General features: G+C 63.3%; 23 protein-coding genes, 1 other RNA gene and 1 pseudogene. 13 read left to right on the top strand and 12 right to left on the bottom strand.

What is annotated here, in order from left to right:
• Nucleotides 1–77: 77 nt before the first annotated feature.
• From gap to IVB36_RS06780, 3 genes are all read right to left on the bottom strand, one after another.
• Nucleotides 78–1,085 carry a type I glyceraldehyde-3-phosphate dehydrogenase gene (gene gap / locus IVB36_RS06790; protein WP_018454603.1) on the bottom strand — a complete coding sequence of 336 codons (1,008 nt, stop codon included), beginning with the start codon at nt 1,083–1,085 and terminating at the stop codon, nt 78–80.
• 147 nt (nt 1,086–1,232) lie between these two features.
• On the bottom strand, nt 1,233–3,218 hold the full coding sequence (gene tkt / locus IVB36_RS06785; RefSeq protein WP_018454602.1) for a transketolase: 1,986 nt from the start codon (nt 3,216–3,218) through the stop codon (nt 1,233–1,235).
• A gap of 185 nt (nt 3,219–3,403) precedes the next feature.
• Nucleotides 3,404–3,562 carry a hypothetical protein gene (locus IVB36_RS06780; protein WP_018454601.1) on the bottom strand — a complete coding sequence of 53 codons (159 nt, stop codon included), beginning with the start codon at nt 3,560–3,562 and terminating at the stop codon, nt 3,404–3,406.
• Here IVB36_RS06780 and IVB36_RS06775 point away from each other — a divergent pair.
• The 5 genes from IVB36_RS06775 (at nt 3,561) to IVB36_RS06755 (ending at nt 6,066) form a co-directional block, all read left to right on the top strand.
• On the top strand, nt 3,561–3,851 hold the full coding sequence (locus tag IVB36_RS06775) for a DUF4164 domain-containing protein (RefSeq protein ID WP_007599949.1): 291 nt from the start codon (nt 3,561–3,563) through the stop codon (nt 3,849–3,851). The genes IVB36_RS06780 and IVB36_RS06775 overlap by 2 nt on opposite strands.
• Nucleotides 3,848–4,231 carry a cell division protein ZapA gene (locus IVB36_RS06770; protein ID WP_007599950.1) on the top strand — a complete coding sequence of 128 codons (384 nt, stop codon included), beginning with the start codon at nt 3,848–3,850 and terminating at the stop codon, nt 4,229–4,231. Before IVB36_RS06775 ends, IVB36_RS06770 begins: the two co-directional genes overlap by 4 nt.
• A 48-nt stretch (nt 4,232–4,279) precedes the next feature.
• Nucleotides 4,280–4,439, top strand: a non-coding RNA gene (gene ssrS / locus IVB36_RS06765) — 6S RNA.
• Between the two features lie 228 nt (nt 4,440–4,667).
• The gene (locus IVB36_RS06760; protein ID WP_018454600.1) at nt 4,668–5,264 is read left to right on the top strand and encodes a 5-formyltetrahydrofolate cyclo-ligase; all 597 of its coding nucleotides are present in this window, start codon (nt 4,668–4,670) and stop codon (nt 5,262–5,264) included.
• Nucleotides 5,242–6,066, top strand: coding sequence for a TIGR00282 family metallophosphoesterase (locus IVB36_RS06755; RefSeq protein WP_018454599.1), 825 nt, complete (start codon nt 5,242–5,244; stop codon nt 6,064–6,066). Before IVB36_RS06760 ends, IVB36_RS06755 begins: the two co-directional genes overlap by 23 nt.
• A 190-nt stretch (nt 6,067–6,256) precedes the next feature.
• On the opposite strand, the gene IVB36_RS06750 is transcribed toward IVB36_RS06755, so the two are convergent.
• The 5 genes from IVB36_RS06750 to IVB36_RS06730 all read right to left on the bottom strand — a co-directional run bounded on the left by IVB36_RS06750 (nt 6,257) and on the right by IVB36_RS06730 (nt 13,289).
• Entirely contained in the window at nt 6,257–7,600 is a 1,344-nt protein-coding gene (locus tag IVB36_RS06750) for a cytochrome c (RefSeq protein WP_018454598.1), read from the bottom strand.
• Entirely contained in the window at nt 7,597–9,774 is a 2,178-nt protein-coding gene (locus IVB36_RS06745) for a molybdopterin cofactor-binding domain-containing protein (protein ID WP_026232772.1), read from the bottom strand. Before IVB36_RS06745 ends, IVB36_RS06750 begins: the two co-directional genes overlap by 4 nt.
• 8 nt (nt 9,775–9,782) lie before the next feature.
• On the bottom strand, nt 9,783–10,247 hold the full coding sequence (locus IVB36_RS06740; protein WP_018454596.1) for a (2Fe-2S)-binding protein: 465 nt from the start codon (nt 10,245–10,247) through the stop codon (nt 9,783–9,785).
• A gap of 435 nt (nt 10,248–10,682) precedes the next feature.
• Nucleotides 10,683–12,587 (bottom strand): ATP-binding protein, encoded by a 1,905-nt coding sequence (locus IVB36_RS06735; protein ID WP_247336589.1) that lies wholly within the window; start codon nt 12,585–12,587, stop codon nt 10,683–10,685.
• A 366-nt stretch (nt 12,588–12,953) separates the two neighbouring features.
• Nucleotides 12,954–13,289 (bottom strand): hypothetical protein, encoded by a 336-nt coding sequence (locus IVB36_RS06730; protein ID WP_083926372.1) that lies wholly within the window; start codon nt 13,287–13,289, stop codon nt 12,954–12,956.
• 175 nt (nt 13,290–13,464) lie between these two features.
• Between IVB36_RS06730 and IVB36_RS06725 the strand changes: the two genes are divergently transcribed.
• The gene (locus IVB36_RS06725; RefSeq protein WP_083926371.1) at nt 13,465–13,728 is read left to right on the top strand and encodes a hypothetical protein; all 264 of its coding nucleotides are present in this window, start codon (nt 13,465–13,467) and stop codon (nt 13,726–13,728) included.
• Complete coding sequence (locus tag IVB36_RS06720) at nt 13,694–14,083, top strand: hypothetical protein (protein WP_231191003.1); 390 nt, start codon at nt 13,694–13,696, stop codon at nt 14,081–14,083. The genes IVB36_RS06725 and IVB36_RS06720 overlap by 35 nt, the downstream gene beginning before the upstream one ends.
• 742 nt (nt 14,084–14,825) lie before the next feature.
• Here IVB36_RS06720 and IVB36_RS06715 read toward each other — a convergent pair.
• A complete protein-coding gene (locus tag IVB36_RS06715) occupies nt 14,826–16,250 on the bottom strand; it encodes a methyl-accepting chemotaxis protein (RefSeq protein ID WP_247294131.1) in 1,425 nt (474 codons plus the stop codon).
• Between the two features lie 109 nt (nt 16,251–16,359).
• On the bottom strand, nt 16,360–18,108 hold the full coding sequence (locus IVB36_RS06710) for a methyl-accepting chemotaxis protein (protein ID WP_247336586.1): 1,749 nt from the start codon (nt 18,106–18,108) through the stop codon (nt 16,360–16,362).
• A gap of 205 nt (nt 18,109–18,313) precedes the next feature.
• Here IVB36_RS06710 and IVB36_RS06705 point away from each other — a divergent pair, with 205 nt between their 5' ends.
• The 6 genes and pseudogenes from IVB36_RS06705 to IVB36_RS40375 all read left to right on the top strand — a co-directional run.
• Nucleotides 18,314–19,060, top strand: a complete 747-nt coding sequence (locus IVB36_RS06705) for a YebC/PmpR family DNA-binding transcriptional regulator (RefSeq protein ID WP_018454592.1) — start codon at nt 18,314–18,316, stop codon at nt 19,058–19,060.
• A 71-nt stretch (nt 19,061–19,131) separates the two neighbouring features.
• Nucleotides 19,132–19,659 carry a crossover junction endodeoxyribonuclease RuvC gene (gene ruvC / locus IVB36_RS06700; RefSeq protein ID WP_018454591.1) on the top strand — a complete coding sequence of 176 codons (528 nt, stop codon included), beginning with the start codon at nt 19,132–19,134 and terminating at the stop codon, nt 19,657–19,659.
• Nucleotides 19,656–20,273, top strand: a complete 618-nt coding sequence (gene ruvA / locus IVB36_RS06695) for a Holliday junction branch migration protein RuvA (protein WP_018454590.1) — start codon at nt 19,656–19,658, stop codon at nt 20,271–20,273. Before ruvC ends, ruvA begins: the two co-directional genes overlap by 4 nt.
• Nucleotides 20,270–21,328 (top strand): Holliday junction branch migration DNA helicase RuvB, encoded by a 1,059-nt coding sequence (ruvB, locus tag IVB36_RS06690; RefSeq protein WP_026232771.1) that lies wholly within the window; start codon nt 20,270–20,272, stop codon nt 21,326–21,328. The genes ruvA and ruvB overlap by 4 nt, the downstream gene beginning before the upstream one ends.
• Before the next feature lie 128 nt (nt 21,329–21,456).
• Nucleotides 21,457–22,374, top strand: coding sequence for a metallophosphoesterase (locus IVB36_RS06685; RefSeq protein WP_018454588.1), 918 nt, complete (start codon nt 21,457–21,459; stop codon nt 22,372–22,374).
• Nucleotides 22,375–22,443: 69 nt separating this feature from the next.
• Nucleotides 22,444–22,524, top strand: a pseudogene (locus tag IVB36_RS40375) (acyl-CoA thioester hydrolase); the annotation flags it as partial.
• On the opposite strand, the gene IVB36_RS06675 reads toward IVB36_RS40375, so the two are convergent.
• Together IVB36_RS06675 and queD are read right to left on the bottom strand one after the other, a co-directional pair.
• Nucleotides 22,506–24,209, bottom strand: a complete 1,704-nt coding sequence (locus IVB36_RS06675; RefSeq protein WP_018454587.1) for a recombinase family protein — start codon at nt 24,207–24,209, stop codon at nt 22,506–22,508. The pseudogene IVB36_RS40375 and the gene IVB36_RS06675 overlap by 19 nt on opposite strands.
• A gap of 1,781 nt (nt 24,210–25,990) precedes the next feature.
• Nucleotides 25,991–26,353: a 6-carboxytetrahydropterin synthase QueD gene (queD, locus tag IVB36_RS06670; protein WP_018454585.1), complete on the bottom strand. Its 363-nt coding sequence runs from the start codon at nt 26,351–26,353 to the stop codon at nt 25,991–25,993.
• Nucleotides 26,354–26,758: the final 405 nt, after the last annotated feature.

Below are 26,758 nucleotides of genomic sequence, written 5' to 3'. Positions count from 1 at the left end.
CCGCGGTTAGTTAAACGGGCCCCGGCTCTGCGACGCAGCGCTTCACGCTACGTCGCGTCCGGGACACGAGAGCGGAGTTAGATCACCTTCGACATCGCGACGGCGGTATCCGCCATACGATTCGAGAAGCCCCACTCGTTGTCGTACCAGGACATCACGCGCACCAGCGTGCCGTTCTGCACCTTGGTCTGGTCCATGTGGAATGTCGAGGAGTGCGGGTCGTGGTTGAAGTCGATCGAGACGTTCGGCGCGGTGGTGTAGCCGAGAATGCCCTTGAGCTGCTGCTCGGAGGCACGCTTCATCGCCTCGTTGATTTCCTTCGGATCGGTGGCGCGCTTGGCCACGATCTTGAGATCGACGACCGAGACGTTCGGGGTCGGCACGCGGATCGCGACGCCGTCGAGCTTGCCCTTCAGTTCCGGCAGCACGAGGCCGATCGCCTTGGCGGCGCCGGTCGAGGTCGGGATCATCGACATCGCAGCCGCGCGGCCGCGATAGAGATCCTTGTGCATGGTGTCGAGAGTCGGCTGGTCGCCGGTATAGGCGTGGATCGTGGTCATGAAGCCGGTCTCGATGCCGACGAGGTCGTTCAGCACCTTGGCGATCGGCGCAAGACAGTTGGTGGTGCAGGAGCCGTTGGAGACGACCAGATGTTCCCGGGTCAGCGTGTCGTGGTTGACGCCGTAGACGATGGTGGCGTCGGCGCCGTCGGCGGGCGCAGAAACGAGAACGCGCTTGGCGCCGGCAGTCAGATGCGCGGAGGCCTTGTCCTTCGAGGTGAAGATGCCGGTGCATTCCATCGCGATGTCGATGCCGAGATCTTTCCAGGGCAGCTTCGAGGGATCGCGCTCGGCGGTCACCTTGATCTTGTTGCCACCGAGGCTGATCGTGTCGCCATCGACGGTCACGGTGCCGGGGAAACGGCCATGGACGCTGTCGAAGCGAAGCAGATGGGCGTTGGTCTCGACCGGGCCGAGGTCGTTGATGCCGACGACCTCGATGTCCTTGCGGCCGGACTCAGCGATGGCCCGCAGAATGTTGCGGCCGATGCGGCCAAAACCGTTGATTCCGACGCGGACTGCCATGTTTCGTCTCCTTCAATGACCGTTGTCATCCCGCACAACGCGCTAGCGCGCCTGCGAGGGTTTTTTTAGGGCGGACGCCCGGTTCGGCCGGGCGGGGCTTGATCATATGGGACGTTAGGTAGTCCTTTTTTTCGGTAATCTCAACTCTCAGGAAACGCGTTTCAGAACGGCGTTAACCGCGGCCTCGGCGGTAATGCCAAAGTGCTGGAATACCTTGTTGAGAGGGGCGCTGGCGCCGAAGGAGTGCATGCCGATAAACTCGCCATCCTGGCCGATCACGGCGTCCCAGCCCCAGCGCACGGCGGCCTCGATTGCGACCTTGATGGGGGCATTGCCGATGATCTCGTCGCGGCGCTCCTTTGGTTGCGCTAGCAGGAGCTCGAGCGAGGGAACCGAAACCACCCGGGTCGGAATGCCGCGCTCGGCGAGCTGCTTCTGGGCGGCCACGGCCATCTCCACTTCGGAGCCCGAGGCGAACAGCGTCGCCTTGGCTTCGCCCTGGGCGGCCACCAGCTCGTAGGCACCGAACCGGCAGGGGCTCTCGTTCGGTGCGGTGGTGCGCAGTTGCGGCAGGTTCTGACGGGTCAGCGCCAAGACTGTCGGGCCGTCGATGCGGTTGAGCGCGAGCTCCCAGCACTCGGCAACCTCGATGGAATCGCACGGACGGAACACGCGCATGTTGGGAATGGCGCGAAGTGCTGAGAGATGCTCGACCGGCTGGTGGGTCGGGCCGTCTTCGCCGAGGCCGATGGAATCGTGGGTCATGACATAAACGACCCCGGTCCCCATCAATGCGGCGAGCCGCATCGCGGGCCGCGCATAATCGGTGAACACCAGGAAGGTCGCGCCGTTCGGCGCAAAACCACCGTGCAGGAAGATGCCGTTCATCGCCGCGCACATGCCGTGCTCGCGGATGCCGTAATGGATGAAGCGGCCCTTCGGCGTCTTGGCCGAGAACGCGGTTGCGGACTTCGCCTTGTTGTTGTTGGAGCCGGTGAGGTCGGCCGAGCCCGCCAGAAATTCCATCGGCATCGCGCCGGCAATCACTTCGATCACGGCTTCGGAGGATTTGCGGGTCGCCGCATTCATCGGCTTTTCCAGCAGCTCCTTCTTGTAGGCGCGCACCGCCTTCGCGAGCGCGGCCGGGCGCTCGTGGCGCAGGCGACGCTCGAACTCGGCGCGCTTGCGGCTGCCGAGTTCACCGAGCCTTGCTTCCCATTCCTGTCGTGCCGCCGCGCCGCGGCTGCCGGCCGCGCGCCAGGCCTTGAGCACGTCGTCGGGCACCGAGAACGGCTCCAGCGAAATGCCGAGATTTTCCTTGGCGGCCTTGAGCTCGTCGGCGCCGAGCGCTTCGCCGTGCACCTTGTTGGTGCCGGCCTTATGCGGGGCGCCGAAGCCGATGGTGGTGCGGCAGGCGATCAGCGTCGGCTTGTTTGATTTCTGCGCGCGCGTGATCGCGGCGGCGATTGCGGCCTGGTCGTGGCCGTCGATCTTTTCGGCGGCCCAGCCCGCCGACTTGAACCGCTTCACCTGGTCGACGGAGTCGGAAAGCGAGGTCGGACCGTCGATCGAAATGCCGTTGTCGTCATAGAGCACGATCAGCTTGTTGAGCTTCCAGTGCCCGGCCAACGCGATCGCTTCCTGCGACACGCCTTCCATCAAATCGCCGTCGGAAGCGATCACATAGGTATGGTGATCGACAATCTTCTTGCCGAACTCGGCGGCGAGCATCTTCTCGGCGAGCGCCATGCCGACGGCGGTGGAAATGCCCTGGCCGAGCGGACCGGTGGTGGTCTCGATGCCCTTGGTGTGGCCGTGCTCGGGATGTCCGGGTGTCAGCGATCCCAACTGGCGAAAGTCCTTGAGCTGGTCGATCGTCATCTCTGGGCTGCCGATCAGATACAGCAGCGAATAGATCAGCATCGAGCCGTGCCCGGCCGAGAGCACGAAGCGGTCGCGGTCCGGCCAGTCCAGCGCGGCGACGTCGAATTTCAGGAATTGCGTGAACAGCACGGTCGCCATGTCGGCGGCGCCCATCGGCAGGCCCGGATGACCCGATTTCGCCTTCTCGACGCCGTCCATGGCAAGGCCGCGGATCGCATTGGCCATACGGTTGTGATCGACCTGCGTCATGTCTGAAAATCCGTCTGAAATGAGGCGCTTGTGGCTGGATTTGGCCGCGCCGGAAGGAGCCTTTCGGCCGCTGGGGTCGCGGCTGGGATAGCATCTCGGTTCCGACAGGCCAAGGCAATCAAACGCCGGTTTGGCCGCAAAAGTTGCTTAGCAGTGCATAGGTTTCGCGGCGGCGTTGCGATTCCCTAGCTTGCCACGTAAATTTCTGCTTCTAACCGCTTGCCGAACCGAGTCTTTTGCCGGACGGCAAGCCCCAGGAAAAGCCCAAAGGAAAACTCCAAGGGCAAGGCCACAGGTTCCGCCGCTGACTGCATGAACGATCGCGTATCCAACAGCTCTGCCATGACCGAGTCCTCGGCCGTCGAGATCGAGATCGCGACCCGCAGGCTCATGGCGGCGCTCGACTCGCTCGAAAGCGCGGTGGAGCGGCGGCGCGATGCCGATCGCGACGAGAACGAGCTCGCGGCGCGGATTCAGGCGCTCGGCGCGGACCGCTCGCGGCTTGCCGACGAGCTCGACGGCGCGCTGGTGAAGGCACGCAAGCTCGAGCGCTCCAGCCGCGAGATCTCCGATCGGCTGGATTCCGCGATCGTCACGATACGTTCGGTGCTCGATACCGGAGAGGACGGATGAGCCACATCAACGTCACCATCAACGGCCGGCAATACCGCATGGCCTGCGAGGAAGGCCAGGAGGTGCGGCTGCTCAAGCTGGCTGAAAGCCTGGAGACGCGGATTCAGTCGCTGCGCGGAAAGTTCGGCGAGATCGGTGATGCCAGGCTCACCGTGATGGCGGCGCTGACCGTCTGCGACGAACTGGTCGATGCCGGCAACCGCATCCGGACCATGGAGCAGGAGCTGACCGAACTGCGGGATTTCCGCAACGCCGCCGTCGAGCGCGCCCGGTTGACCCAGACCGCGGTCGTGAACGCACTGAACTCTGCCGCCGAGCGCATCGAGAAGTCGACCCAGGTCCTGAACCGCACCGTCGGCAACGGGATCGCCATCGGCTGACCCTTCACCGGGCTGGCGATTCGTCAGCATCGTTGTTACATTGCCCAAGCGGGGCTGCGACGCGCGTCAGGAGCCATTATCCCCGGGGCCTTATCGATCCTTTAGGGAACTGTCCCTGGCCGGGCCCGTGGGCTCGGACATATGGTGCCCACCTACTTTCGTAGGGAACTCCGGGATCGAGTGCTTCAACGGCGTTCGCGGCTTCGCACTTTTGTTTTTCTTCCTTCTGGTTCGTGCCTGTCGAAATTGCGTCCCCGACACGCTCGCGGTTTGATTTCGGTGTCATGCCCCGCGCAGGCGGGGCATCCAGTACGCCGCGCTGTCGAGGTTTTTGCATTGGCGTCTCTGGAATACTGGATCACCCGCCCCAGTGCGCAAGGGCGCACAAGGCGGGTGATGACGGCGGAGCAAGGCTCAGCCTTCGGAGCAAGCGCGCATGACCAACACCAAAGCCGAACTCCGTGCCAAAGCCCTCGCGGCGCGCGATGCGCTGAGCGAAAAGAAACGCATCGCCGCCGCCGCCAAGCTCGCCAAGCGCGGGCTGCCATTCCAGCTTCTGCCTGGCAGCATCGTATCGGGCTATTCGCCGATCCGCAGCGAGATCGATCCGATGCCGCTGCTGAAGAAGCTCGCCGAGCAGGGTGCCAGGCTTGCGCTGCCTTGCGTCACTGCGCGGGGCCAGGCGCTGATCTTCCGCATCTTCCATCCGAACGATCGCCTGATGCTCGGCCCGCTCGGCATTCCCGAGCCGTCGCCTGGGGCCGCTGAAGTCATTCCCGACATCATGCTGACGCCGCTCGCTGCCTTCGATCGTCTCGGCCATCGCATCGGCTATGGCGCGGGGCACTACGACCACACCTTCGCGCATCTGCGAAAAACCAAGACCATCGTCGGCATCGGGCTCGCTTTTGCAGCGCAGGAGATCAAGGCGGTTCCGGCACTAGCCCACGACGTGGCGCTGGATTATGTGCTAACGGAATCGGACGTATTCGATTTCCGGAGTTCTGAAGTTGCGCATTCTCTTCGTGGGTGATGTCGTCGGCCGTGCCGGGCGCAATGCCATCGCCGAATATCTGCCTGGCATGGTCAAGGACTGGTCGCTCGATTTCGTCGTCGTCAACGGCGAGAATTCCGCCGGCGGCTTCGGCATCACGGAAGCGATCTATCAGGAGTTTCTCGACGCCGGCGCCGACGCGGTGACGCTCGGCAATCACTCCTGGGATCAGCGCGAAGCACTGGTGTTCATCGAGCGCGCGGAGCGCCTGGTGCGGCCGGCGAACTATCCGCGCGGGACGCCCGGCCGTGGCGCCGCGTTGGTCGAGACCAAGAACGGCAAGCACGCGCTCGTCGTCAACGCTTTGGGCCGCGTCTTCATGACCCCGTTCGACGATCCCTTCGCGGCCCTCGAGCGCGAGCTCGGCGCCTGCCCGCTCGGCATTGCCGCGGACGCCATCGTCGTCGACTTCCATTGCGAGGCGACCAGCGAGAAGCAGGGCATCGGCTTCTTCTGCGACGGCCGCGCCAGCCTCGTCGTCGGCACCCACACCCATGTGCCGACCGCCGACCACCAGATCCTGTCGGGCGGCACCGCCTACATGACCGATGCCGGCATGACCGGCGACTACGATTCCATCATCGGCATGCAGAAGGAGGAGCCGTTGCGCAGGTTCACCTCCGGGATCCCCTCAGGCCGCTTCGAGCCGGCAGCGGGCGCTGCGACGCTCAGCGGCGTTGCGGTCGAGACGGATGACGCGACGGGGCTTGCGCTCCGTATTGGGCCGGTGCGCGCCGGCGGCAGGCTGGAGCCGACGACGCCGAAATTCTGGCTGAGCTGAATTGCAGCGGCAGATCCCGCTGCACCTTCTCCCCTTGTGGGAGAAGGTGGCGCGAAGCGCCGGATGAGGGGTCGCTTCCGCGAATTCAAATGCGAGTTGGACGCGTGGAGACAACCCCTTACCCGGCTTCGCTTCGCGAAGCCACCCTCTCCTGCAAGGGGAGAGGGTGCAGCGTCAGTCGGCGCGAGAATTACTCCGCCGTCTGCTCCCGCAACTCCGCAACATCCTTCGCCGTCAGCTTCGAGCCCTTCGCGCCGAACCGCGCTGTCACGTAGTTCGCCACCGCCGCGATCTCGTCGTCGCTATAGGCCTTGCCGAACGCCGGCATCGACAGCGCGCCGTCCGGCGTGTCGCGCTTGGTGCCTGACAGCACGATTTGCGCGACGTTGGTGGCGGCGGGGTCGTTGACGGCCCAGGTGCCGGTCAGCGTCGCCATCGGCGAGACCGGGCTTTCGCCGCTCCAGCCATGGCAACTGGCGCAGGCGCTGGCGAACACCATTTTGCCGCGCGCATCCGCCGTGACGCCGTCCTTGTGCGAGGCGGGTGCGACGGGCGCGGTGATTGCGGGCAGGTCGGGCGAGGGCTGCGGCGGCACGCTGCGCAGATAAGCGACGATGCTGCTTATGTCCTCAGGCGCGAACTGGCTAAAGCTGTGGTCGACCGCTTCGCCCATCGGACCCGACGCCGAGCCGTGGCCCGGCGCATGGCCGAGCGACAGATAGGAGACCAGGTCCTCGTCACGCCAGCTGCCGAGGCCGGTGGCCTTGTCGGAGGAGATGTTGAAGGCGCGCCACCCGGCCGTGATCGCGCCTGCAAATTTCTTGCGGTTGTCCAGCGCAAAGCCGAGATTGCGCGGCGTGTGGCATTCGCCGCAATGCGCCAGCGCCTCCACGAGATAGGCGCCGCGATTCCACTGCGGGCTCTTCGACGTATCGGGCGCAAAGCGCGTGTCCGGATTGAACACGGCCGACCAGACAATCATCGCCCAGCGCTGGTTGAAAGGGAAGGACAGCGTGTTCTCCGGCGGCTTCGCGCGCACCGCAGGCAGGCTGAACAGATAGGCCTTCACCGCCAGCACGTCGTCGTCGGTCATGTAGGTGTAGGACGTGTAGGGCATCGCCGGATAGAGCCGGGCGCCGTCATGGCGCTTGCCGCGCTGGACGGCGTTGAGAAAATCCTGGTCGCTGTAATTGCCGATGCCGGTGTCCGTGTCCGGCGTAATGTTGGTGGAATAGAGCGTGCCGAACGGCAGCTTGAAGCCGAGCCCGCCGGAATAGTCCGTCTCGCCGGGCTTGGTGTGGCAAACCATGCAGTCGGCCGCCTTCGCCAGGTATTCGCCGCGTTCGACCAGGCTCGCCTTCTCCAACTTTGCCGGCACGCCGGCCGGTTTGCCGGCACGGTAATCCGCCAGCGCCACCTTGGTGCCGCCGGCGAAGTCGAGCGGGCCGGGCCCGCGGATGATCCAGACGCCGAGCGCCACGACGACAATGGCGATCACGACGATGCCAGTGAGGATACGCATCTTGCCGCTCATGCCTTTTTCCCCGCAGCCAGCAGTTTCCGATCGATCGGCAGGCGCCGCAGCGCCACGCCGGTTGCTGCGTAAATGGCGTTGCGCAGCGCCGGCGGGCCGGCGTTGACGCCGGCCTCGCCGATGCCGCCGGGCGCTTCGCCGCTCTTGACGACGACGACCTCGATCTTCGGTGTCTCATTGATGCGCATCATGCGGTAGTCGTGGAAGTTCGACTGCTGCACGCGGCCCTTCTCGATGGTGATCTCGCCATAGAGTGCGGCGGTGAGGCCGAACACCAGGCCGCCTTCGATCTGCGCCTTCACCGTGTCGGGGTTGACCGCGATGCCGGTGTCGACCACCGAGACGATACGGCGGAGCACGATCTCGCCGATATCGTCGATCTCCGCTTCCACCACGGTGGCGAGGAAGCTTGCAAACGACGGCTGGACGCAGACGCCGCGGCCGACGCGCGGTGGCAGCGGTTGGCCCCAGCCAGATTTCTCGGCGGCAAGATTGAGCACCGCGAGCATGCGCGGATTCTTCGTCAGCATCGAGCGGCGGAATTCGACCGGATCCTTGCCGGCCTTGCGCGCGAGCTCGTCCATCGCGCATTCGACCGCAAACACGTTGTTGTTCGGACCGACGCCGCGCCAGAAGCCGGTGGGCACCGCCGGCGGTTCGGCGCGGACATATTCGACATGGAAGTTGGTGAAGTCGTAGGGTGCATCCACGGCGGCATCGACCGCGTCGATGTCGATACCCTTCTGGAACGCCGGCGGCAGCCAGCGCGCCAGCACGGCGGAACCGGCGACCTTGTACTTCCAGGCCGCGACCTTGCCGTCGACCAGCGACGCCGTGACCTGGTCGCGATAGACCGGACGGTAGACGTCGTGCTGGATGTCCTCCTCACGGGTCCATATCACCTTGACGGGATAGTCGACCTGCTTTGCGATCTTCACGGCGGCCACCACCATATCCGGCTCGAGCTTGCGGCCGAAGCCGCCACCGAGCAGATGCTGGTTGACAATCACCTTGTCGACCGGGAGGCCCGCAGCCTTCGCCGCCTCCGACTGCACGCGCGTCATGATCTGCGTGCCGGTCCAGATCTCGCAGGCATCCGGCCTGACGTGAACGGTGGCGTTGATCGGCTCCATCGAGGCATGCGCAAGGAACGGCAGTTCGAAGCTTGCCTCGAACCTGTCGCCGCTGGCGAGCCCCTTGGCGATGTCGCCGACCGATTTCGCGACCACGCCGTCCTTCTCGCTGGCGGCGCGCAGATGCTGCCAGACGTCCTTCGTGCTGAGCTTCGCGTTCGGTCCCTCGTTCCACTCGATCTTGAGCGCATCGAGGCCCTTCTTTGCGGCCCACATGTGATCGCCGATCACCGCGACCGCATCCTCGAGCACCACGACCTTGCGTACGCCCGCAATTTTGACCGCCGCGCTGTCGTCGACCTTGCCGACCTTGCCGCCAAAGACCGGGCAATTGGCGATCGCGGCGATCTTCATGCCGGGCAGGATCGCGTCGATGCCGTAGACGACCTTGCCATTGACCTTGTCCGGCGTGTCGAGCCGCTTCAGCGGCTGGCCGATGATGACGAAGTCCTTGGGGTCCTTCACCCGGACGTCCTTCGGCGGCGTTTGGCCCTGTGCGGCCAGTGCCAGTTCGCCATAGCCGAGCTTGCGGCCGCTTGCGGCATGCACGACCTCGCCTTTCGATGTCGTGCAGCTTGCCGGCTCGACCTGCCATTGCGCCGCTGCGGCCTGCACCAGCATCGCCTTCGCGCTGGCGCCGGCGGCGCGCAACGGATTCCACCAGGCGCGGATCGAGGTCGAACCACCCGTGGCCTGCAGGCCGAACGCCGGATTGGCGTAGAGCTTGTCGTTGGGCGGCGCGTGCAGCACCGCAACCTTTGCCCAATCCGCGTCGAGCTCTTCGGCCAGGATCATCGCAATCGAGGTATAGACCCCCTGGCCCATCTCGACTTGCGGCATCAGGAGCACGGTGCGGCCGGTGTCTTCGACCCGGATGAAGGCGTTCGGCGCGAATTTGCCGTCGGTCGTGTCCTTCGGCTGCTCCGGCTCGTTGACGGCGGCGCGGAGCGGCAGATGGAAGGCGAGCAGGAAGCCGGTGGCGAGACCGCCGGTCAGAACCGCACGGCGGGAGACGTCAGGAAGAGTCTTGTCGGTGATCATGGCGGACCTCACGACTGACGGCCGGAGGCGGCTTGCTTGATGGCCTCGCGGATGCGCACATAGGTGCCGCAGCGGCAGATGTTGCCGGCCATCGCGGCGTCGATGTCGGAATCGTCAGGGCTGGGCGTTGCCGCCAGCAGTGCCGCGGCCGACATGATCTGGCCGGACTGGCAGTAGCCGCACTGGATCACTTCGGCATCGAGCCAGGCCTTCTGCACCTTTGCGCCCGCTGGCGTGCTGCCGACATGCTCGATCGTGGTGATGGCGCGGTTCGCGACCGCGCTGACCGGCAAGACGCAGGAGCGGACTGCCTTGCCGTCGACGTGCACGGTGCAGGCGCCACACTGCGCAATCCCGCAGCCGAACTTGGTGCCGGTCATCCCAAGGACGTCGCGCAGCACCCACAGCAGCGGCATGTCAGGTGGCGCGTCGAACGATTTCGTTTCGCCGTTGATGGTGAGAACAGTTGCCATATGCATCCCCTTGCTCGCTCGATCGCTTGCGGCGATCTAGTCAGCGAATTTGCGCGCACAATAATCATATCGATGCGAAACGATGAAGCGTCGACATGTCCGGCAATGCATTTTTGCGCAGTGAGCGCGTTAGGCCATGACGTTCACGAATTTGTGCGGCGATCACTGCAGTAATTTTGGGCTAATTGATATGATAATCGTCATTTTCTGACGCATTTTGCTCACAAGCGTCATTGATGGCCACAGAAGATCGTGCGAATGCGCAAAATCATGCGATGACGAAACTCGTGCGATTGTGGAAGTCGATCGACGGCGCGATCAATTGCCGCGACTCATTGTTGTGCCCTCTCCCCTTGTGGGAGAGGGCAGCGAGGCCGGTAGACGCAGGCTCATTCGGGTGAGGGGTCCGTCTCCGCGTACGGGCGCCGTTTTGGATCAAGCGACAAAGGGAAGCCTGATCGCGAACGAGGCACCGCCATGCTCCCGATTGCTCGCTGATATGAACCCGTTGTGTGCTTCGATAATGGTGCGCGCAATGGACAAGCCCATGCCCATGCCTTCCGCTTTACTGCTGTAAAACGGCTCGAAAACCTGTTTCAATTTGTCTTCTGGAATGCCGGGTCCGCGATCTGACACGGATAGCTCGGCGAATTGCTCGACGCGCGCGGTCCGGATGCTGATAGTGCGGCTTTCGTGAGACGTGTCCTTCATAGCCTCGACCCCGTTCAGCACAAGGTTCAAAATGACTTGTTGAAGCTGAATGCGATCGCCGAGGATCGGTAGCGCATCTGGCGTGATCACGTTGACCATTTCGAATTTTCGGCTGACGGTTAGCGCCGAAAGAAATCTGACCGTCTCTTGCACAACCTCATTGAGGTCCAGTTGCTTCAATTCGAACGGCGCCTTCTTTAGGAGGCTGCGCATCCTGCGAATGACCTCGGTGGCACGCCGGTCATCCTGTAAAATATCGTTCACAATTTCCCTGAGTTCAACGACATCGGAAAGTGCAGCGATATCGGGACGCTGCGATTGCAGGATCGCGGCTGCGGTTTCGGCGTTCGTCAGAATAGACCCAAGCGGCTGGTTGATCTCGTGAGCAATCGAGGCGGTCAGTTCGCCAGCGGTCGCGAAGCGATTAACGTGGGCCAGTTCAGTCATGCGCTGTCGCGACTGTACTTCGGCGAATTGACGACGGCGATGCTCACGTAGCAGGATAGCAATAAGCCCGGCTTGTATGAGAAAAACCGCGACGACGGATGCGATCAGCCATAAATACCGTTCCCACACCGATGGCTCGCGGAAGTAGACCGTGCTGCCGGGCGGCAGGTGGCTGTCGCTGATCCCGAACCGCTGCATTTGCCGCCAATCGAACCTTGGCAGCTCGAATTGGCTGGGTGCGACCTTTACGTCGCCAGCTTTTTCACCGTTTAGAATACGGATTGCCGCCGCGGCTGCGATAGTCATGCCCTTCTCGATCGAATGCATAGAGCCGCCGACAATCGAGCCATCAAAAAATCCGTCAAGATAGGAAAAGATGGGAGCATCGGCGGCAGCCGAGAGCCTGTGCAAGGCGGCAGTGCCCTCATGTGTAACACCCGCCGCATCAACGCTCATCAGATGCCAGAAGATGGCGCTGTGAGGTGGAAGATGTGCCGCGTCTTTCAGGATATCTTCAAATGACAGCTTGTTATACCATCGTAGTTCAACCCGCCCGCTGAACGGTGCGAGTTCTCGCTCCAATACCCCTTGCCAAAATGTTTCATTGGGCGAAGCCCCATTCACGACGGCGATCACTTTCGTGTCGGGCAACACCTTCAGAATAGTTTCGATGGCGGCAGGAAAATTATGAGCCGCAGCGGCCACGGTGTCATACTCGGTCAGCTTGTCGTATTGGACCCGTCGCGCCTCGACGGAAGTAAACATCATTGGTGTCTTGGGGAAAAGCTGAGCGCGATACCGCTGCACAAACTCGGCAGCTGGCGCACCGAGGGCGACAATGAGGTCGGGAGGTTTGGCCCCGTACAATGCTTGGAGGTAACCGATAAAGGGTGCGAGCGCCTTGTCGTCGTCCACAAGGGCGCTTAGCAGCGAGTGGTCCTGAAAGTCGATTGGGACTTTCGATTGCTTGATCATTTGAGGGCGAAGAAACTCAGCGAAATCGGTCCACGGTTTGAAGCGGAGGCCGAATGATTGCAGCATCAAAACGCGCTTGGGCTCAGGATCAGCCGCCCGACCCGGCCCCAGTGTTGCCAGCAACAATGCGACGACCAGCGGGGCGGCGAAGGTCCGCCTGCAAAAGGATCGCCAGGATAGTGAGAACAGGCAAAACCGCATTGCCATCCTAGTCCCCTCGGTCCCGGAGCCTAATGGCACGGCCGAATGTTTAATAGGCCGAAAAACGGCTGTCGGCGGCTTGGCCGGGGAGAGCGATCAGGACTGGACCCAGCGGCAGCGGACCGCAACGATTCCGGGGACAATGAATTCCAGCCGAAATCTTGGTTTAACTGCACGCGCTAACGGTGGCTGAAAGTTGAAGCTCGGGGTTCGCCCGAGCTTCAACAGGAGCAAGCCATGCGAAGCCCGAAGCCGTTCACCGTCTATCAGCCGGTCCCGGCCAAAGCCCGAAGCCGCTCTTCACCGTCCACGCCTATTCGCTCGATCAGGCGCGGACTTGAGCGGAAGACGATGGAAGTCGCGGTCGACGGGTTAATAGGCGCAAATATAGTTTCCGTAAGCATCGTAGCAACTGCGGCGGTACGCAGCAGTGCCAACGGCAGCCGCGCCTACCGCTGCCGCTCCTACACCGTAGCCCCGATAGCCGTAGCCGCGATAGCCGCCCCGATAGCCGTAGCCACGGTAGCCTGCGCCGCGCACCGCAACAGCGCCGCCGCCTCGCGGTCCTCGAACTGCGACCGCACCGCCGCGATAACCGCCGCCACCCCGATAGGCACCTCCGCCGCGCCGAGCCTCGGCATCATCGGGGATCAAGCAGGCGGTGAGCAAAACGAAAGCTGCAAGAGAAGCAAGAATGAAGCGGAGCATGACAGAAACCCTTCCATGAATTCCTTAAGCCCCGCTCGCGAGATTGCGGCTCTCTCCGCGCAGGAGCTTGATGTAGATCAATCGAACCCGCGCACTGCGGCGACTACGCTGTGTTCTGCCGCACCTGAGAAGGCGATGAGCCTCAGTTGCGCAAGTTCCAAGAGAGAGGTCCGCCATGCATCCGAGCAAGCATCTTTCGATCAGGTCAGCGACTGTTGCCGGGATTGCTGCCAGCGCCCTGTTGGGCCTTGCAGGTCTCACGCTCAATCCAGGCCCAGCCAATGCGGTCGTGTATTGCCAATACACTGCCTACCCAGCGGGTTGCGTTGCTCGGGCAGGCGTCGTGCTCAGGCCCCGCCCGGTGGCGCGCGCCGCAGTCCGTCATAACGCCGGCGGCAATGCGAATGGTGGCGTCAATCGTGTCGGAGCCAGGCGGTAAAGGCCGGTTTCGCAAGCCAGGAAGAAGCCGCCATCGCTTCGTCCCGGTGGCGGCTTTGCTTTGTCTGGCGGGGATAGGCCACGGTACCGACGGGGCGGCTTTAGGCATGAAACACACTTGGTACGTCACTTTTGAAGTGCCGCTGGATGGCACACTGTCAAGACGGCGACATCCGCGGCTAACCAACACGTTTGAAAGCGAAGCAGCAGCCAAGGATTTTGCGCGAACCAAATTCAACGACGGACTGATCGTCAGTGCAGGGACTGTCATCCCTCACTTTCCGAGAGTGTCGATCCCATCGGCCGAAATCCCAACGTGGCTCGAAGCACCGAACCAAGTTGATCCAGATCAATAACTAGGCCACCGACGCTGGTGACATGCTCTAAGGGGCAGCAACCGGGAGCCTGACCATGAATGAACGTTCGGAGCCGAAACAGGTCTGTCGTCGCAACGCACTAACCTTCCTTGGATACGCAGGGGTGTTTGGGCTTGTGGTTTCGTCCTCAATTTTGGCGGCCTCAGAGGCTGTTGCTCAAACCACTGCGCCAGCCGCCGCGCCTACCACGCCGCCAGCGGACGCGCCGAAGTCAGGCACAGAACGCCGCCAGGAGCGGCGCAGCGGGCGAACAGAGCGCCGCCAGGAACGCCGCACGGGACGCACAGAGCGGCGCCAAGAGAGGCGTACGGGACGCGACGAGCGACGGGACGCTCGCGACGGCACCCCGGCCGCCACGACGACCACCGAGCAAAAGAAGTAGTCCGTTCATTGCCAAGCACAGCTACCGGGCCGCCCAAGCGTAGGCCCGGAAGGCCGTACAGCGCGCGGCCAGCGCCGTCTACGGAAAGCGGGGCGGGGCTATCGAAATCGGCTTCTCTCGCGAGGGGAGAAGAGGAGGGGATGGAAATTTCGGAATAATAGCAGTATACGCCTGTTTTGCCCGACGGCGCAAGCGCTTCAGAGGCGTCTGGATCGAGGGATTCATCAGGCGCTTAAGCCATTGATTCTGCCCGCCCCGGCTACTGTGCATGGGGTTGTTTTCGAGGTTTCTGATTCAGGGAGACCATGCGCCCCCGCCGCAAGCGCGTCGCGACGACCCTCAGCTCTGCCGAAAGCCCATCCGGAAGGCGCCCCAGTGCTTGCCGCGGATCATGATCGGCGAGGACAGGTCCTTCATCAGCACGAACTGCCCGCCGCCCATGTCGCGGCGATAGGTCTGCAGCAGGAACGGCTTGGTGTTGGCCGCGACCTTCTGCACCGCGCGATCGGTGAACAGGCGGCGGTTGCGGCAATTGGCGTTATTCCAGACCGGGTCCTTGCCCTGCGGCAGGCGGTAGTTCGGGTTGTGCGTCGGCAGATAGCCGCCCTTGGCCCAGGCGACGCAGAACACGATGCGGGGATCGGATTTCTGGATCGGGTCCTGGATCGCGGGCAGCACGCGGTCTGTGAAGTCGACATAGTTGGTGTTGTACTGCTTGGGATCGGTGCCGGGGATTTCCCGATAGTTCTCGTCCATGAACTGGTCGAGCGTGATCTCGCCGCGGCCGATGGCGGCTTCGAACTCGTCCGAGATCCGCTTTGCGATCTCGACGACAATTCGGATCAGCGGCGCATCCGATGTCTCGACGCCGCTGTCGGCGATCAGCGCGATCAGCCCTTCCGACGTGTCGAGCAGTTTGGTCACGCGCTGATCGGCGTTCTTGAGATCGCGTGAGGAGAGATCGACGCCCTTGGCGAGTTCGTTGAGCTCGCTGATGACGGTGTCGCAGTGTCCGAGGTTGGAGGTTGCCGCGCGCGTGACGCTGCCGATCTCCGCTTCCACCGAGGCGAAGCCCTGCTGAACCCGCGAGATGATGCCGGAGATCCGCTGGGCGCCTTCGCCGGCCGTCTTCGCGCGCTGCGAGGCATCGCTGCTCTCGCCGATCAGACCTTCGATCTGGCCGTCGAGATCGCGCACGGTGTCGGAGATCTGGTGCGTGGCCTGGCGGGTGGCTTCCGCGAGGTTCTTGACCTCGCTTGCCACCACCGCGAAGCCGCGGCCGGCATTGCCGGCGCGTGCCGCCTCGATGGTGGCATTGAGCGCGAGCAGATTGGTCTGCTTCGCGATCGCCTCGATCGAGCCGGAGACCTTTGCGACTTGTGCCAGCGCGGAGCCGACTGCGCTGAGCCGCGCCTCGATGCGTTCGACGGCTGCAACGAGTTCGGAGATGTGGCTAACCGCGGCGTCGACTGCGCCGCGCGACTGCGCGATCTCGCCGACCGCCGCTGACGTGGTCGTTTGCACCGCCTGTGACGCATTGGCGATGTCGTGGTTGGCCGACACCATCGTCTCGGCGGTTTCCTGGAGGTGGTGGAAACGTTCCGACTGGTTCGCGACGCGGCTTGCGACTTCCTGGACGTTGCCGGCGATGTCAGCCAGTTCCACGCCGAGGCCGCCGATGCGGTCGGCGAGCTGATCGATCAGCCGTTCGGAAAGTGTTCGGTTGGAGCCGGTGTCCAGTACTGCAAGTTGTACGACGGACATGTCTTGAGAGTCCTCCAGTCAGAGCCATTCGCCGGCTCTCCGCGGCATTCCCATTCCAATATCGATCTTAGGAGGTGATTCGCGCTTTGGCGTCTTGCCTGAGCGCGCACTAGAGCTTGTAGGCCGTCCTGAATCCGCCCCAGTGCCGGCCTTGCACGCGGATCGGAACGTCGATCTCGCGCATCATCACCGTATTTCCGTTGCCCATGTCGCGTGCATAGCTCTGCACCAGATACGAGCGCAGGTTGCGCGCGGCAGCCAACCCCGCCGGATCGTTGAACATCCGCCGGTTGCGGCTGTTGGCCGTGTTCCAGGCGGCATCACCAGGCCGCTGCGGATGCGAATAGATCCTATTGTGCACCGGCAGGAAGCCGTTGCGATCGACCATGGCGCAGAATGCCATGCGCGGGTCCTTCGCCAGAAAGGCTTCCTGGAACGCCGGCAGCGCGCGATCGGCCCAATCCAGATATCTGGTGCGGTACTGCTGCGGATTGGTTCCGGCGATTTCGGCATAATCGGTGTCGAAGAGGTGGTCGATCTTCACCTCGCCGCGGGCAACCGCCTGCTCGAAGATCGCGGTCAGCGCGTTACCCGCCTCCATGGCGCGGGTGACAAACTCCGTGTTCTCCTCGTGGATCGACCACAGCCTGTCCTCGATCTTCTCGCGTAGCTCGGCATTGGGACTAACGAATTGCGCGCGGGCCCCGGCCTTGGACTGCTCGACCACGCGCAGGCGGCAGGCACCGACGCCTTCGAGGGTGCCTTCGACCATGGCTTGCGATGCAAGGCGGCCCGCGTCCGCGCCGCCGATCAGCACGCCGTCCATCGCTATCTCGTAGACCGGCAGCACGCCGCGGGCGGTTTCGAGCTTGAGATGGCAGGGCAGCCGCTCGGTCTTGCGGCGGTCGTCGTGCTCGCTCTGGCGCAGCAGCACGGCGCAGCGCGATTTCAGTTTCTGTGCGAAGGCGGTCACGGCCTTGCCTGCGCTGGCGACGTGCTCGCCGTGGCTCTCGGCCGCCTTGGTCGCAGCATCGATCTCGGCTGCGCTTTCGCCGACCGAGATGATGAACTGCGACGCGCTGGTCGCGTTGCCGGAGACTTCGCTGGTGGTGGCATTCTGTTCGGCGACCGCGCCGTTGACGGTCTCGAACACCGGACGGATCGCCTCGATCGCCTGCGAGATGCGGTGCACCGCATCTGCTGAGCCGGCGGCGTCGCGCTGCAGAGCGTCGATCTTTTTGGTGATCTCCTCCGTCGCGCCCTGGGTCTGCACCGCGAGTGCCTTGACCTCGGTGGCGACGACCGCGAAGCCTCTTCCCGCAGCGCCCGCGCGCGCGGCCTCGATGGTCGAGTTGAGCGCGAGCAGCGTCGTCTGCCGCGCGATCTGTGCGATCAGATTGACGACGTTGCCGATGGCGGCCGAGGATTCGCGCAAGCGATCGACATTGGCGCGGGCTTCCTGTGCCGCGGCACTGGCCTCGTCGGCGAGCTTGCCGGCCTCGCGAACCTGCGCCCCGATGCCCAGCGCCGACTGGGTGAATTTGTCGGCGGCATGGGCGAAGGTGGAGGCATTCGATTGCGCGGCGTTGGTCCGGCCGGTCAGGGCGTCGGTGCGGTCGCGAATGGCGGCAAGCGTCGTGGCGGTCGCCTCGGCGCCGCCGGCCACCGAATTGGCGGCGCGCTCGAGCTGGCGAATCATGGCGCCCAGCTCGAGTTCCAGCAGTTCCAGGATTTCCTTGGCCGAATCGCTTTCGACGGCCGCGGCAGGCTCGGGATGGGCCGCCGGCTGCGCGGCCTGCGGGGCAGCCGCAGTTGCAGCCATGTCCGGCAGACGCTTCCGAAATAGTTCGAATGCCATCAGCTCTCTCTTGTCACGGGACGGTCGGAGGCTATTTTCGCAGGCTGGAATGAAATCAGGGTTAACGATGCCTGACATCTAGGCACGGGCCCGTACGGTGTTACCTTAAAGTCGTAGAGCCTCTTTCTTTCCAGGGGGGGCGCGGCCTATAAGGCCGCGCTTCCCACGCTCACCTTGGCGCACGAGTCCCTAGAGAAGATCACGCATGGCCGGACATTCCCAATTCAAGAACATCATGCACCGCAAGGGGCGGCAGGATGCCCAGAAGTCGAAACTGTTCGGCAAGCTGGCGCGGGAAATCACCGTCGCGGCCAAGCTGGGGACGCCCGACCCCAACATGAACCCGCGCCTGCGTGCCGCCATCACCGCGGCGCGCCAGGAGAACATGCCGAAGGACAATATCGAGCGCGCCGTCAAGAAGGCGCTCGGCAGCGACAGCGAGAATTATGACGAGATCCGCTACGAGGGTTACGGCCCGGGCGGCGTTGCCGTCATCGTCGAGGCGCTGACCGACAATCGCAACCGCGCGGCTTCCGACATCCGCTCCTTCTTCGCCAAGTCCGGCGGCAATCTCGGTGAAACCGGCTCGGTCTCCTTCATGTTCGACCGAACCGGCATCATCGAATACGACCGCAGCATCGCCTCCGACGATGCGGTGCTGGATGCCGCGATCGAGGCCGGCGCCGACGACGTGATCTCGAGCGAAGGCGGCCACGAGATCTACGCCTCGACCGAAGGCTATCGCGACGTCGCCAAGGCGCTGGAGGCCAAGTTCGGCGAGCCGCGCAAGGCCGCGCTGATCTGGAAGCCGCAGAACACGGTCGCAGTCGACGACGAGACCGGCGAGAAGCTGCTCAAGCTGATGGACCTGCTCAACGAGCACGACGACGTCCAGCACGTCTACGCCAATTTCGAGGTGTCGGACGCGCTGCTGGCGAAGATGGGCGGGTAGGGGGGCACTTCCCCTGTTACTTCCGTTCTGTTTCTGTTTCCCCCACGGCGGCCAGCCGCTATCACTGGCTCATGACGACGCTCCCGATTCGTGGCCCCGTTCGCATCATCGGCATCGACCCTGGCCTGCGCCGCACCGGCTGGGGCGTGATCGAGGCCGAGGGCAACCGCCTGATCTACGTCGCCTGCGGCTCGGTGGAGCCGCCGGACGATTTGCCGCTGGCGAGCCGGCTGCTCGCGATCCATGAGGGGCTGGCCGCCGTCCTGTCCAGTCACAAGCCGATGGAAGCCGCGGTCGAGCAGACTTTCGTCAATAAGGACGGCGTCGCGACGCTGAAGCTCGGCCAGGCCCGCGGCGTCGCCATGCTCGCGCCTGCGATGTTCGGCATCAGTGTTGCCGAATACGCGCCGAACCAGGTGAAGAAGACGGTGGTCGGCGCCGGCCACGCCGACAAGCAGCAGATCGCGATGATGCTCAAGATTTTGCTGCCGAAGGCCGATCCGCCGTCCGCGGACGCCGCCGACGCGCTCGCCATCGCCATCACCCATGCCCATCATCGCCAGAGCACCGCGCTGCGGCTGAAGGTGGCAGGCTTATGATCGGCAAGCTCAAGGGCCTGATCGATTCCTACGGCGAGGATTTCGTCATCCTCGACGTCGGCGGGGTCGGTTATCAGGTGCATTGCTCGACGCGCACGCTGCAGCATCTGCCCTCGCCGGGCGAGGCCGCCGTGCTGTCGATCGAGACCTATGTTCGCGAGGATCAGATCAAGCTGTTCGGCTTCCGCAGCGATCAGGAGCGCGAATGGTTTCGCCTGCTTCAGACCGTGCAGGGCGTCGGCGCCAAGGTCGCGCTCGCCGTGCTCGGCACGCTTGGGCCGTCCGACCTCGCCAACGCGATCGCGTTGCGCGACAAGGCTGCGGTGGCGCGCACGCCGGGTGTCGGCCCCAAAGTCGCAGAGCGCATCGTCACCGAGTTGAAGGACAAGGCGCCGGCCTTTGCCAATGTCGATCCGGCGGTCGTGCACCTCGCCGGCGCCGTCGACGACCAGCGCGCGCCGCGGCCCGTGGCGGACGCGATCTCCGCGCTGGTCAATCTCGGCTACGGCCAGCCGCAAGCTGCCGCGGCCATTGCATCTGCATCGCGCAGCGCGGGTGAGAATGCGGAGACCGCGCAGCTCATTCGCCTTGGCCTGAAGGAGCTCGCGAAGTGAGCGATCCTAAGGCCAACCGCATGGTCACGCCCGAGCGCCGCAGCGACGATGTCGGCGACACTGCGCTGCGTCCGCAATCGCTGTCCGACTTCGTCGGCCAGCAGCAGGCGCGCAAGAATCTGTCCATCTTCATCGAGGCGGCGCGCAAGCGCGGCGAGGCGCTGGATCACGTGTTGTTCGTCGGTCCTCCCGGCCTCGGCAAGACCACGCTGGCGCAGATCGTGGCCAAGGAGCTCGGCGTCGGCTTTCGTGCCACGTCGGGCCCGGTGATCGCCAAGGCCGGCGATCTCGCCGCGCTGCTCACCAATCTCGAAGAGCGCGACGTGCTGTTCATCGACGAGATCCATCGCCTGAGCCCGGCGGTGGAAGAAGTACTCTATCCCGCGATGGAGGATTTCCAGCTCGACCTCATCATCGGCGAGGGTCCGGCGGCGCGCTCGGTCAAGATCGAGCTATCGAAATTCACCCTCGTCGGCGCCACCACCCGCGCCGGTCTGCTCACCAATCCCTTGCGCGACCGCTTCGGCATTCCGGTCCGGTTGAATTTCTACACCATCGAGGAGCTGGAAAGCATCGTCACCCGTGGTGCCCGCGTGCTCAACGTCGGCATGAGCGCGGATGGCGCCAACGAGATCGCGCGACGCGCGCGTGGCACGCCGCGTATCGCCGGCCGGCTGCTGCGCCGCGTGCGCGATTTTGCTTCGGCGGCCGATGCCGACAGGATCGATCGCAAGATTGCCGACCACGCGCTGAGCGCGCTCGAGGTCGATGCCGCCGGCCTCGACGCGATGGACCGCCGTTACCTCACGACCATCGCGCAGAACTATGGCGGCGGCCCGGTCGGCGTCGAGACGATGGCCGCCGCTCTGTCGGAGCCGCGCGATGCGATCGAAGACATCATCGAGCCCTATCTGATCCAGTGCGGCTATCTGCAGCGCACTCCGCGCGGCCGCCTGCTCACCTCGCACGCCTTTCGCCATCTCGGCATCAGCGAGCCATCGCGCGATGCGGCGGCACAGTTCGGCCTGTTCGGCACCGACGAGAGCGACGACTGATCTGCGCAAGTACGGACGGTCGGGCCGTCATGAATTTCCGGTGATCTCGTGCAGAGGGTCTGCACAAGCGCACCCCATTTCCGCTTCAATCGGGTCGCATCAACAAGCTGCATCACGATCGGGCTGCCATGATCACGCGCCGTCACCTCATCCGTTCCTTCGGCGGCCTCTCCGCTCTCGCCGTCTCGACCGCGGCCTACGGCGTCGGCGTCGAGCCGGTGCTGCGGCTTCGCGTCACCCGCTATCATCCAACCCCGCGGCAATGGCCGGCGGACTTCCCGCTGAAGATTGCCGTGATCGCCGACATCCATGCCTGCGATCCCTGGATGCCGCTGGAGCGGATCGAAGCCATCGTCGACCGCACCAATGCGCTCAGCGCGGATATCATCGTGCTGCTCGGCGACTATGTTGCCGGTCTGCACCAGGTCACGCGCATCATTCCGGCGAGCGAATGGGCCAAGGTGCTGGCCGGCCTGAAAGCGCCGCTCGGCGTCCATGCCGTCATGGGCAACCATGACTATTGGGCCGATAGGACCGTGCAGCAGGCCGGCCACGGGCCGACGGTCGCGCATCGCGCGCTGGAGGCGGCCGGCATTCCCGTCTACGAGAACGACGTCGTGCGGCTCGCCAAGGATGGCCGCGCATTCTGGCTCGCCGGCCTTGGCGATCAACTCGCCTTTCTGCCGGCGCGACGCTTCCGGAGCACGGGACGCTTCGGCGCCGACGATCTCGACGCGACGCTTGCCAAGGTCACCGACGACGCGCCGATCATCCTGCTCGCGCATGAGCCCAATATCGCGCCGCGCATGCCCGCCCGCGTCGCGCTGCAACTGTCCGGCCACACCCATGGTGGCCAGGTCCGCCTGCTCGGCTGGTCGCCGGCGGTTCCGCCGCAGCACGGCATCCGGCTCGCCTATGGTCATGTCCGGCTGAAATGCGACGTCATCATCTCCGGCGGCCTCGGTTGCAGCATCATGCCGCTCCGCGTCGGCGTGCCGCCGGAGATCGTCGAGGTGACGCTGGGGCGTGGGCCGGCGGTGGTCTAGCCACGCTTGCGCAGCCGGCCGTTTTTGCGCAAAACGGGCTGGTTACCGAAAAGCGAAGAGGCTCGCGACGTGACAGCTCATCTCGACGGCGAGATCCGCGACGGAAGCCACCATATGCAGGTCCGCGTCTATTACGAGGACACGGATTTCCCTGACTTGCCATTGTCGTAGTAGGCAAACGTGCTGATTTCTCGCGCCTTGCTGCGGTTTTCTGGGAAAAGGTTCTTGCCGTAAAGCGCGGAGCTGTTCAGGTAGGGCGTATATTCGTAGGGCATCCGCTTGCGAACCGGATGCACTACTATGCATTCGATCAAGTTGCGGAAGGCTACGCGAGTTTCGATCGCCTTCGGATTGGCCTTGAGCGCGGTGACCAGTCTTCTAACCTCCGAACGGTATCGGTCACCGAATTTCGGGTGATCGAAGCCAATGACATTTTCGCCGCCAGCGCCCAGCAGCCGCAAGCGCTCTTCAACGCTTTCCCGCTCCAGGTCGCACTCATCGATGCGCTTGAGCAACTCGTCCGGCTTCCGGCGGCTATTTGCGATGGCATATGACAGGCGTTCCATCTCGGTAGTCAACACGCGGCGTCGACGCTCTAGCTTAGAGTGTTCGCTGCCCTTGTTCCGATCGTTTTTGCGCTCCTCCTTCCAGGCACACATCGCCTCTTCAATGGCTTTCGGCGAAAGCAATTTCAGTTGGATTTTGTCGGAGGCATCCTCGAGCAGAACGTCCATGTCGAAGCTACGGGTGTGCTCGCACGTGCCCCGCTGATGCGCGCTCGCGCATGCCGCGCGCGGTGCACCGTTACGCGAGGATTGAGCGATTCGCATGTGGCCATTGCAGACGCCGCACCGGAGCACACCGGCAAGCGGGTGCTCGTTGTTGCGCGGGATCACGGCGCGACGCCGCGGCTTGCCAGTCGGTCCGAACATAGATACGGCGCGCGCGCTACGAACCTCATGCGCTCGATTCCAGAGCGCTTGCGGCACGATCCGTAGCTCCGGCTTCTTAACTATGATGTGGCGCTCTTCTGGATTGCGGCGCTTCTGTTTCTTCTGGGTCTCCGGGTTGAGAATTGTCGAGCGAACGTTCCAATGTATCTCGCCTATATATAGATCGTTGCCGATAATACCGCGACCATGCCGGCCGCCTGTAATGCACTGGTGATTCCAGGTGGTACGATCAGCCTTGTTCTTGTGACGAGTTGCCCCTGGTGAGGGCACGCCTTCGCGGGTGAGATCAGCGGCGATAGTTCGGGTCGAGCGGCCCGCTGCATATTCGCTGAAGATGCGGAGCACAATCTTTGCTTCGTTGTCATCGATCACGCGTTCGCCCGGCGCGCCCGGCCTCGGCCGATAACCATAGGCGCATGAGCCAGGAATTCTTCCGTTGGCAACAGCGTTGTCATGGCCGCGCCGAACCTTTTCGGCGAGCTGCGGCTTGTAAATCGTGTTGTAGAGACTTGCGATGCTGATGTCAGTGGCGGTCGCATAGACCCCCTTCTGATCCATCAGCTCAACGCCGTTGAACTCGAAGACCTGCTTGAGACGCTGGATGGTTGCGGGATCGCGCGACAAGCGGTCGAAATGCTCAACGACGACTACGTCAAAGTCCCGGTTTCTCACACCGTTGAGTAAACGCTGATAGCCGTCCCGCGCACCTTCGGTAAGACCAGATTTTGCGGCATCGACAAACTCGCCGATGACATCGAGGTCGTTGCGCAATGCGACCTTCCGGCAGAGCAATAGCTGACCATCAATCGAGGTCGCCTTTTGCATGTCGCTGGAATAACGGGCGTATAGTACGGCCGTTTTCTTCGATGACGCTGTCGTCATGTCGGTCCTTTATCGGCTGCCCCGAGCCGTGATTTTCATTCCGTGCGACCTGACGTCCGATAGCGCGCGCCAACTCAAACCAGATTTCCTCATTGTCCGGATTATCCCAGCTCTGAGGATGTGAGGGGGCGAGCGGTCGAATGATCGCTCGTTGTCTTCGGAGAGATCGGGTGCGGGTACGCATTTGCAAACTCGCGAGCAGAAGCTAGCCTAAATTTCTGCGCTGCGCTACAGCCAAGCCGCAGCGATTACTCGCAACGCTTCTCGCATGCTGACTTCGGCAGCGTCGAATGAAAATGAAATTGTTGAAGTGCCGCGGCGCGCGTGAGGGCATTCCTAGCGATGAGGCGCGTAGTCGAGAGCAGATACGCTAAGCAAAGCGGAGTAAAAATACTTGCGGGTGACGGCGACGAAGTCCGTGGCTGCGTGAGCTGTGCCTAGCGGACCCGTTCTCGGTTCATGAGGCTTCTCGTACAGATGTGTAGTGGCCGGCGCGGAGCGCCGGCTCGTCCATCAACCGCTGGCGGACGGATTGTCGCGCACAGCCCAGACGCCGTGGTTCGACCCAAGGAACCGTCGCTGGTTGGGGCTTTCTTATTCCGTTGGTTCGATGACCCTTGCGTCGAGCCTCCAAGAGCAAGCACTCGCGTGTGGGTGAGCTCCGCAAGCGCGCGTCGAAAAAGCACTGTCAGAAAAACGCTTACTTCTGACAGAGTCCTCCCGTTCCGGCATCCAAGTAGTTCAAAACTGAACTCGCTTCAGCTCCCGTCCGGCGTCTGGATCCCCGCGGATTTCCTCCCTGTCGGCTGGCGACACACCGTCGATGATGCCCCGTGGCGCCTCACCAGCGCTGGCGATATACGCGACCCGCTGGCCTGTGGTGGGAAGAGCACGCCGAGTCTGCCGTCTCGGCCAAGATCGGGTTGGACAGGATACCTTCGCCGTTTTCCACGAGGAATCAGCCAGCCCGCAACGGGAATCGCGGCTCCGTCGAGGCATTAGGATGGCCGCCTCGGTGCGTCGGAGTGGTGTAATTATGTTTTGTCCTATTTTATTGAACGTCTTCGCGTTTATGCGTCCATGTTTTGTGGGAACGGAGACCACGATGCAAAAGCATCAGACCTCGCTTGAAAAGATCGAGCGCAAGAAGGATGACGCTGTCTTCCTAGTGTGTGAGTTCACCAAGCTCGGCGGTGAAGATCAGGCCTTGCGCGCGCTTCGCACCCCTCTGCGCAAGGGCCGTCTTGTACGGCTCGCGCCGTGCCAGTCCCTCGAGGCTGACGCCGGATGGCTTCACCGGCGCGGCGCGTCAAGCGCTCGACGAGCGTGGCGTGGAAGGGGAACCTACCGAAGCCGAAAGTGCCCTATGATGAGGGCCTTCTCGACTCAGATTCCCGTCAAACCCGGTCGTCCCTCAAGGCCGCCTCTCGCGTAAAGGTCCTGATCATCATCCATGCAGGCACATACACCAGGTCGTCGCGGGAGGCATAAATCCGCTCAACCCGGGCAATTGGTCCGGCGGCTTCGGAGGCTTACGGCTGCCGCATTTGCTGATGAAGGCGGCGGCTCATGGCGCTGTCGATGGCTGCCTCGCGCTCCTTGAGATCCTAGCCTTGCAGGGCGCCGTCGTCTGACCTCCCGCGAGATCCAAAGGGCCTCCCGTGAGCGAGGGAATCTGCCCGCGGATCGGGCCGATGAGGAGCCGAAGCGCAGATCGTCGGTTTCGGAGCCGAAGAAGGACAGGCGCGCCGCATCAATACAGCCCAAAATGAGCGCGGAATTCAGCGATCGGGCCCCTCATATTCGGCCCAACAATCTGTCGTCTCGTACACCCTCACGCTCGAGAGTTGCGCAAGGCGCGGTTTCGCGTGCTGCCAGATCCAGATGGCGATATTTTCCGCCGTCGGATTTTCGAGTCCCGGGACTTCGTTCAGGCAATGGTGATCGAGCTTCTTTAGAAGAAGACCGAACGCTTCTTCCATGCTGAAGAAATCCATTACGAACCCGGTGTGCGGATCGACGGGCCCGTTCAGCACGACCTCGACGCGATAGGAATGACCGTGCGTCCGATGACAGCGATGTGTCTGCGGGACGGTTGGAAGTCGGTGCGCTGCCTCGAACTTAAATACCTGGGATATCTTCATCTGATGCCGGGATGTTTGTGACATTGCACGCTGATTCGCCATTTCCGATGAGTCAGGCGTTGCGCGACGGCCTGCCGCATGTGGTCGACGGCGCCAGGGCCGTCTGTGGGCCGAAGCAGAAATCGTCCGAGCCCTCTCATCGAACCGCCGGCACACGGCTGCGGCTACACGAATTTTGAGTTCGTGTCCGCGAGCGATGGCCAGTGCGGCGCGATTTGCTGCCGCAAACCCAGTTACCACGCCGGCCGGGACCAGCAGCCTGCCGTTCGTCTCGATCGCGACAAGGAACCCGAGATCATGGAGCGCTTGCACGACATCGTCGCCGAACCTAACACTGGTTCTGGGCACGTTCCTTGCGTGTGCCATGCAGACGATGGAGCGTCTACTACAAGATCCGGTAGATGC

The sequence above is a fragment of the Bradyrhizobium sp. 35 genome, assembly GCF_023073215.1.
Taxonomy (GTDB): domain Bacteria; phylum Pseudomonadota; class Alphaproteobacteria; order Rhizobiales; family Xanthobacteraceae; genus Bradyrhizobium; species Bradyrhizobium canariense_D.
The sequence above is the reverse complement of the archived record's forward strand: the minus strand, read 5'-3'. Positions and strand labels throughout refer to the sequence as shown.

Coding starts and splice junctions, on each gene's coding strand:
- IVB36_RS06745 (WP_026232772.1), bottom strand. CDS start 9,774: ATGATCACCGACAAGACTCTTCCTGACGTCTCCCGCCGTGCGGTTCTG.
- IVB36_RS06710 (WP_247336586.1), bottom strand. CDS start 18,108: ATGGCATTCGAACTATTTCGGAAGCGTCTGCCGGACATGGCTGCAACT.
- IVB36_RS06715 (WP_247294131.1), bottom strand. CDS start 16,250: ATGTCCGTCGTACAACTTGCAGTACTGGACACCGGCTCCAACCGAACA.
- IVB36_RS06725 (WP_083926371.1), top strand. CDS start 13,465: ATGCATCCGAGCAAGCATCTTTCGATCAGGTCAGCGACTGTTGCCGGG.
- IVB36_RS06735 (WP_247336589.1), bottom strand. CDS start 12,587: ATGGCAATGCGGTTTTGCCTGTTCTCACTATCCTGGCGATCCTTTTGC.
- tkt (WP_018454602.1), bottom strand. CDS start 3,218: ATGACGCAGGTCGATCACAACCGTATGGCCAATGCGATCCGCGGCCTT.
- IVB36_RS06770 (WP_007599950.1), top strand. CDS start 3,848: ATGAGCCACATCAACGTCACCATCAACGGCCGGCAATACCGCATGGCC.
- ruvC (WP_018454591.1), top strand. CDS start 19,132: ATGACGACGCTCCCGATTCGTGGCCCCGTTCGCATCATCGGCATCGAC.
- queD (WP_018454585.1), bottom strand. CDS start 26,353: ATGAAGATATCCCAGGTATTTAAGTTCGAGGCAGCGCACCGACTTCCA.
- IVB36_RS06750 (WP_018454598.1), bottom strand. CDS start 7,600: ATGAGCGGCAAGATGCGTATCCTCACTGGCATCGTCGTGATCGCCATT.
- ruvA (WP_018454590.1), top strand. CDS start 19,656: ATGATCGGCAAGCTCAAGGGCCTGATCGATTCCTACGGCGAGGATTTC.
- IVB36_RS06705 (WP_018454592.1), top strand. CDS start 18,314: ATGGCCGGACATTCCCAATTCAAGAACATCATGCACCGCAAGGGGCGG.
- IVB36_RS06685 (WP_018454588.1), top strand. CDS start 21,457: ATGATCACGCGCCGTCACCTCATCCGTTCCTTCGGCGGCCTCTCCGCT.
- IVB36_RS06780 (WP_018454601.1), bottom strand. CDS start 3,562: ATGGCAGAGCTGTTGGATACGCGATCGTTCATGCAGTCAGCGGCGGAA.
- IVB36_RS06720 (WP_231191003.1), top strand. CDS start 13,694: ATGGTGGCGTCAATCGTGTCGGAGCCAGGCGGTAAAGGCCGGTTTCGC.
- IVB36_RS06775 (WP_007599949.1), top strand. CDS start 3,561: ATGACCGAGTCCTCGGCCGTCGAGATCGAGATCGCGACCCGCAGGCTC.
- IVB36_RS06740 (WP_018454596.1), bottom strand. CDS start 10,247: ATGGCAACTGTTCTCACCATCAACGGCGAAACGAAATCGTTCGACGCG.
- IVB36_RS06675 (WP_018454587.1), bottom strand. CDS start 24,209: ATGACGACAGCGTCATCGAAGAAAACGGCCGTACTATACGCCCGTTAT.
- IVB36_RS06730 (WP_083926372.1), bottom strand. CDS start 13,289: ATGCTCCGCTTCATTCTTGCTTCTCTTGCAGCTTTCGTTTTGCTCACC.
- gap (WP_018454603.1), bottom strand. CDS start 1,085: ATGGCAGTCCGCGTCGGAATCAACGGTTTTGGCCGCATCGGCCGCAAC.
- IVB36_RS06760 (WP_018454600.1), top strand. CDS start 4,668: ATGACCAACACCAAAGCCGAACTCCGTGCCAAAGCCCTCGCGGCGCGC.